At 29.3% G+C, this 5186-nt stretch carries 7 protein-coding genes; all 7 read right to left on the bottom strand.

Annotated elements, in window-relative coordinates; genetic code table 11:
* Positions 1 to 490: 490 nt before the first annotated feature.
* The gene (locus AO58_RS0116575) at positions 491 to 1615 is read right to left on the bottom strand and encodes a PDDEXK-like family protein (RefSeq protein WP_024982753.1); all 1125 of its coding nucleotides are present in this window, start codon (positions 1613 to 1615) and stop codon (positions 491 to 493) included.
* A gap of 170 nt (positions 1616 to 1785) precedes the next feature.
* Entirely contained in the window at positions 1786 to 2235 is a 450-nt protein-coding gene (locus tag AO58_RS0116570; RefSeq protein WP_024982752.1) for a hypothetical protein, read from the bottom strand.
* A gap of 10 nt (positions 2236 to 2245) precedes the next feature.
* Positions 2246 to 2698, bottom strand: coding sequence for a hypothetical protein (locus tag AO58_RS0116565; protein ID WP_024982751.1), 453 nt, complete (start codon positions 2696 to 2698; stop codon positions 2246 to 2248).
* A gap of 19 nt (positions 2699 to 2717) precedes the next feature.
* The gene (locus tag AO58_RS0116560; protein WP_024982750.1) at positions 2718 to 3041 is read right to left on the bottom strand and encodes a hypothetical protein; all 324 of its coding nucleotides are present in this window, start codon (positions 3039 to 3041) and stop codon (positions 2718 to 2720) included.
* 186 nt (positions 3042 to 3227) lie between these two features.
* A complete protein-coding gene (locus AO58_RS17430; protein ID WP_051536751.1) occupies positions 3228 to 3944 on the bottom strand; it encodes a hypothetical protein in 717 nt (238 codons plus the stop codon).
* 137 nt (positions 3945 to 4081) lie between these two features.
* Positions 4082 to 4606 (bottom strand): hypothetical protein, encoded by a 525-nt coding sequence (locus tag AO58_RS17685; RefSeq protein ID WP_024982748.1) that lies wholly within the window; start codon positions 4604 to 4606, stop codon positions 4082 to 4084.
* Positions 4607 to 4783: 177 nt separating this feature from the next.
* Positions 4784 to 5020 carry a hypothetical protein gene (locus AO58_RS0116545; protein ID WP_024982747.1) on the bottom strand — a complete coding sequence of 79 codons (237 nt, stop codon included), beginning with the start codon at positions 5018 to 5020 and terminating at the stop codon, positions 4784 to 4786.
* Positions 5021 to 5186 lie beyond the last annotated feature (166 nt).

Here is a 5186-nt window from a genome sequence, read left to right as displayed (position 1 = left end):
GCGGGGGTTGTTTAGTCGGAATTACAATTAAACCGCAAATTTTTCACGTTTCTGTATTTCGGTTTGCTATTTTCAACTTTCACGTTTGCTTTTAGTTTTCTGTTATTTGGTTCCAATTTTCACGCTTCCTTTTTCCATGTTTCTATTGTCAGTTTCCAATTTTCACGCTTCTGTTTTCCGAGTTTATGTTTTTCCACTCCAATTTTCACACTTCTGATTTTCAGGTTTCAACTTTCCAGCTTCTGTTGGCGCTTCTAGTTTCTACGCTTCAGCTTTGTTAATTTCTTACGGAAACTAATGCTTGTTTTCCAATGGATTTCTTCTGCGTAATTTCGGCTTTCAACTCCCGCTTAACGTTTGGCCGCTTGGCGATGTGGCGGATTAAGGAAACCTAGACTTTCGGTTAAAAACTAATTTTACAAGTACAAAACCAACTTCAATTTAAGCCTAATCCCGCCATATTGCCAAACGGCTGTTAGTGGCTGTAATTTTATGTCCTTAATTTTTCAAATAATTCTCTTACAGAGTTATAAATTTCATTGTCAAGAGCTTCAATGTTTTCAAAGCTTTCAAGATTAAAGATTTTGCACATTCCGCCGCCAAAACCACCAAATTCAAACTTCTCAAATAATCCAATTGATTTAAGTTTTGTTGAAGTATTTGTTTTTTGTGTTTCTTCTGGTTGATTTGGATTCCAAAAGTCAATTCTGGCACTTCCGTCATTATTGAAATATACATCAAGTTTAAAATTTACTCCGTTTTCATTGAAATTTTCATAAAGCCAATGATTTGGTCTCCAACGATATGTTTTTCTAAATGGTAAATAATCGTTACCAATTTTAGCAGCAAACAAATCAGCTCGATATTCTTCTAAACCAGCAACTAATTCGGCTATTGCTTTTGTTTTTAAGAAACCATCTTCTTTGTTTATTACTGAATAAAAATCTTCTTTTATTTGTCTGTCCATACCAACTTGAGATAAGTGTTTAATAAGTTTTAAATATTGAAAAATGAATGAACGATTATCTTCATTCTCTGAATTTTCATAGCATTTTTTTAACCAACCATTTGATAAATCAGTTATATTATTTTTGAACGCTGACATATTTTGAATTTTTTCGTTCAATTCGGCTACGTCTGTTAATGGCGCATTTTTATTGCCATTTAAAGTTAAATAAACAATTGAATCAATTTCAAAACCTGAATTTTTAGCATAATTATAATAGTTTTCAAGTTGGTTTTCTTGGTCGCCTGCATTATTGATTTTGTTTTCAATAATTATTGACTTTTTTGAAGTGTTATCTTTTATCCAAATATCAATTCTCCCTTGTTCTCTTGTTATTTCACAAAATGCATAATCGTCTTTATTTATTTTTACTCCAAATTCAATGAGATAATCTAAAAAAAGATTTAAAAAACTATTCTTTTGATTATGTCTTTCATTAGGGTTCAATAGTATAGCAATTACATCACTATGAAAGTTTTCTAAATATGAATTGTATGATGATATTGTAAATAAGTTAAAACTATTTAGTTGTATTTCATTGCGAATATTTTGTAATCGTTTGTTAACATTCTCAAACTCTTTTTGGTCGATAAATTTTTCTATGTTCATTTTTTTCTACGGTTCTGGGATTATAGCCACTAACGTTCCGCCGCTTCTCGTCAGTTGCGAAGTTCGGAACTTTTTATTTTCTGTTAAAGATAAAAATTCTTGCGAAATGTGAACGTGAACTTACCACAAAATTCGCAATTGCGAGAAACGGCTGTTAGCGGTAGTTTTTATTATTTCATTTTCAAAAACTCTTCTTGTAATTTTTGATGTTTAATTAATTTTTCACGTATTTGAGCTTCTAAAGCTAAACATCTTTTTTTATAGTATTCCGAACTTTTTAAACCTTTATATATGTTGGTAACTTGTTCTCTATTAAGAAATAGGCCTTTGTTTTTAGAATTTTCAATGAAATCTTGCAAACTATCTTTTAAATGAGAAACCTTTTCCAAATCTGCTTGTAATTCTTCGTTATATTCTTTAAGACTTTTATATTTATCCCAAACATTGTTTATCTGGTTTTCTTCTAGCATTCCAATTTTTGTATGCAATAATTCTATTTGAATATTCTTTGAATTTATCTGTTCGTTATGGATTTGATAAGCATAATAAAATAGAACTGGAATTCCGAGTATTATAAATATGTCCTTTGCAACTTTTATGAATTTTACAATTTTTTTCATAGTTTAAATTTTAAGAGGTAGTTTTCATTCTTAATAAGTTAAAACTTAATATTGAGAATGAATGTACAATCTTTGTTCGCTTGGTAAAATTAGCGAATTTTTCTCCCTTAAGATTTTCCAGAATATCTTTTGACCAATTTTCTATATCAATATCTAATTCTTTGTACAAAATCTCATGAGCTAATTTATTTCTCACAAGATTAATTTTTCTTAATGAATCTATTATAAAGTCTCTTTCAGGATTTTTAGTTACAATGTTTTTCTCTAATAAAGTTAATTTTCTGTAGAATGAATCATTTTCTGTTTTTAAGATATTGTTTCTTGACAATACTGTGTCAAGTGCAGTTTCTAACATTAAATGTCCTTTTAACAAAATTGATTCAATATCTTTTTTAGAATTTAAATGTCCCCAAACTGCCCATTCAAAAAGGAAGTCTAATTTTTCAGAGTTATCATCACTCATATTTGTTAACGATAATTTTTTACTTGAATTGGCTTATTTTGTCTTTAATCAGAACTAATAGTTTCGCCATGTCGTCGCCAAAATAATTATATCGTGTAAATTCTTCATATATTATTGTTCTACCATAGTCTGATACATTTTCACCACCTGTAATTAGTTCATAAACTTCTTTGTTTCTGCGTATGTTGAAATCAGCGGTTCTAATTGCATTATCCATTTCTCTTGTGGCTGTATCTCTTATTTTTTGATTTTTGCCATTTCTATATTGAGGATATGCTAATAAAAAATCTGAATGAGTTCTATCAAAAAGATTATAAAGATTTTGCCATTGTTCTTTGTCCATAGTTTTAAAAATTTGTGTTATTTGATGAGTGTCTGAAAAATTACCGCTAACGTTCTCGCGCTACAAGCAGTTTGGGATTAAAACAGCGTTATCTTTCGGATTTGCCAAATCTTCCAAATAAAAACCAATTTTTCCATTAAGCCTAATGCCCAAATTGCTTGTAGCGTGTGTTGGCAGTAGTTTTTTTTAACCAAAAAGTCTTTTCCAAAAACCTTTTGGACTTTCTAATTTTGTTATTCTTGATTTATTTATGTCAGTTGTGTCGTTTGTAAGATTCCTAATCCCACTATACAAAGGCTCTCCTTCTTTAGTAATTGGAGTAATAGAGTCAAGTGGATAAAAAGTATTATATCCATCCATTCCTACAGGGAAGTTTGTTCTATCAACCCATTGTTTTTCCAGAAGTTCAGGCAAAGGCTCTTTAATTATTTTTTCATCAAAACTTTTCTTTGCTCTATCAATGAATTGACTGTCAAAATTAGAAATTACTTTGCTAAAATATTCTAAACCATTTGCTGGAATGTGTAACAGAAAAATTTGGGTTTTACCATTTACCACGTAAATATTCATTACTTTAAAATAACTATTTGCGTTTATACAACAATGTGCATATTTTTCAACGTCAGGATTAATTTGATATAATTTTGCCGCCTTTGAAGAAGCAATAATAAATCGAGTATTTTTATCTAATCCAGCTGCTTTAGAACTTACATCAAGAAAATAACCATTTCTTAGAATTTGTTCTTCTTTGAAGAGTTTTATTACAGATTCTTTAAGATTGCAATCTCTGTAATATAATGTTGCTCCTGGGTATGTCCAATTAAAAATTTCTTCAGTATTTTTGAGTATCTCTTTATCCTTTTCGTCCATTTTATCTTTTTGGTTTTTTATAATTACTGCCAACGTTCCGGCGCTTGGCGAGGTTGCGAACTTCGGAACCGATTATTTTCTATCAAAGATAAAATTTCTTGCGAGAAATAAACGTGAATTTACTACAAAATTCGCAATCTTGCCAAACGCCTGTTAGCAGTAGTGATATTTTATTTAAGTTCAATTCCGTTATACAATCCTTTTTCGTCATCTATTTTTCCGTTGCATCTCAATTTTTCGGCTTCGCTTATTAAGTTTAGTGGTTTTTCAAATTTCATTCCGCTACTTATTTCTGCTTTTAAGTATAATTTATTTCTCTTTTTTAAAAGTTTGAGATTGTATTTATAAAAATCATTGTCGTTTGTGCAAAATTGTCTGAATTGAAAGTAATATTTATTGTCATAAATTAGTAAAAAATCATTTTCTCCGTATTCAGTTTTTGCTTTTCCATTAGATTTTCCGTCAAATACAATTTTCGCAGACTTATCATTGAAAATTTCGGCGTCATTTTCTCTGTTTATTGTATAATAACCTTGATAAATTTTTACTTTTTCAACGTCAATTTCGTTTTCCGTTTCAACATTTATTGAAGTTAGTTCTATTATTTTTATTCTCTGATTTATTTTAAAAAATAAGAAAGTCGAAACAAGAATTATGCTTAAAATTAACAACCATTTTTTTGCTTTTTTATTCATAATTACTTTTTTAAGATGCGCGTCAAAATCATTACTGCTAACGTCTTGCTAGTAGGCGATGGTCGGGGTAAATAAAGCAATTATTTTCGGATTATCACAAATTTCCCAAATACAAAACCATTTTCCCATTAAGCCAAATTCCCGACTATTGCTTACTAGCGGTTGGCAGAAGTCTTTTTATTTAGTTACATCGTTTTTAAAAAAATCATCAAATATGTGTATTTTCAATTGAGTACTAGAGGTTTTAGGTTCTAAATACTTTTTCATATCCTCAAATATGTTTTTAGTATCCTTTAAATCTTGATCTGTATATATCAATGAAAATATTCCGTGCTTTTTGAAATAATCCTTGTGTTTTTTCATTTCTTTCTCAAAATTTGCACTTGCTTTTTCATTTATTTCTTTTTGAGTCATTGCTATCCGAAAGTTTTAATGAATGAGCATAAAATACCTTGTTACCCATTATAAATAGGCGTTTACTTTTTTATTATGCTGAAAATAAGTCAGAACTGAATTTTAATTCTGGTTCTGATCTTATTTTTTTGGCTCCATCTCCAACCTGATTGCAGATATAATCTAA

The organism is Flavobacterium succinicans LMG 10402, assembly GCF_000611675.1.
Lineage (GTDB): Bacteria > Bacteroidota > Bacteroidia > Flavobacteriales > Flavobacteriaceae > Flavobacterium > Flavobacterium succinicans.
Note: the sequence above shows the minus strand (reverse complement) of the source record. Positions and strands in the feature narration are given on the sequence as shown.

Bases quoted from the DNA above. Each gene is read 5' to 3' on its own strand.
- AO58_RS0116575 (WP_024982753.1), bottom strand. From the start codon at position 1,615: ATGAACATAGAAAAATTTATCGACCAAAAAGAGTTTGAGAATGTTAAC.
- AO58_RS0116570 (WP_024982752.1), bottom strand. From the start codon at position 2,235: ATGAAAAAAATTGTAAAATTCATAAAAGTTGCAAAGGACATATTTATA.
- AO58_RS0116565 (WP_024982751.1), bottom strand. From the start codon at position 2,698: ATGAGTGATGATAACTCTGAAAAATTAGACTTCCTTTTTGAATGGGCA.
- AO58_RS0116560 (WP_024982750.1), bottom strand. From the start codon at position 3,041: ATGGACAAAGAACAATGGCAAAATCTTTATAATCTTTTTGATAGAACT.
- AO58_RS17685 (WP_024982748.1), bottom strand. From the start codon at position 4,606: ATGAATAAAAAAGCAAAAAAATGGTTGTTAATTTTAAGCATAATTCTT.
- AO58_RS0116545 (WP_024982747.1), bottom strand. From the start codon at position 5,020: ATGACTCAAAAAGAAATAAATGAAAAAGCAAGTGCAAATTTTGAGAAA.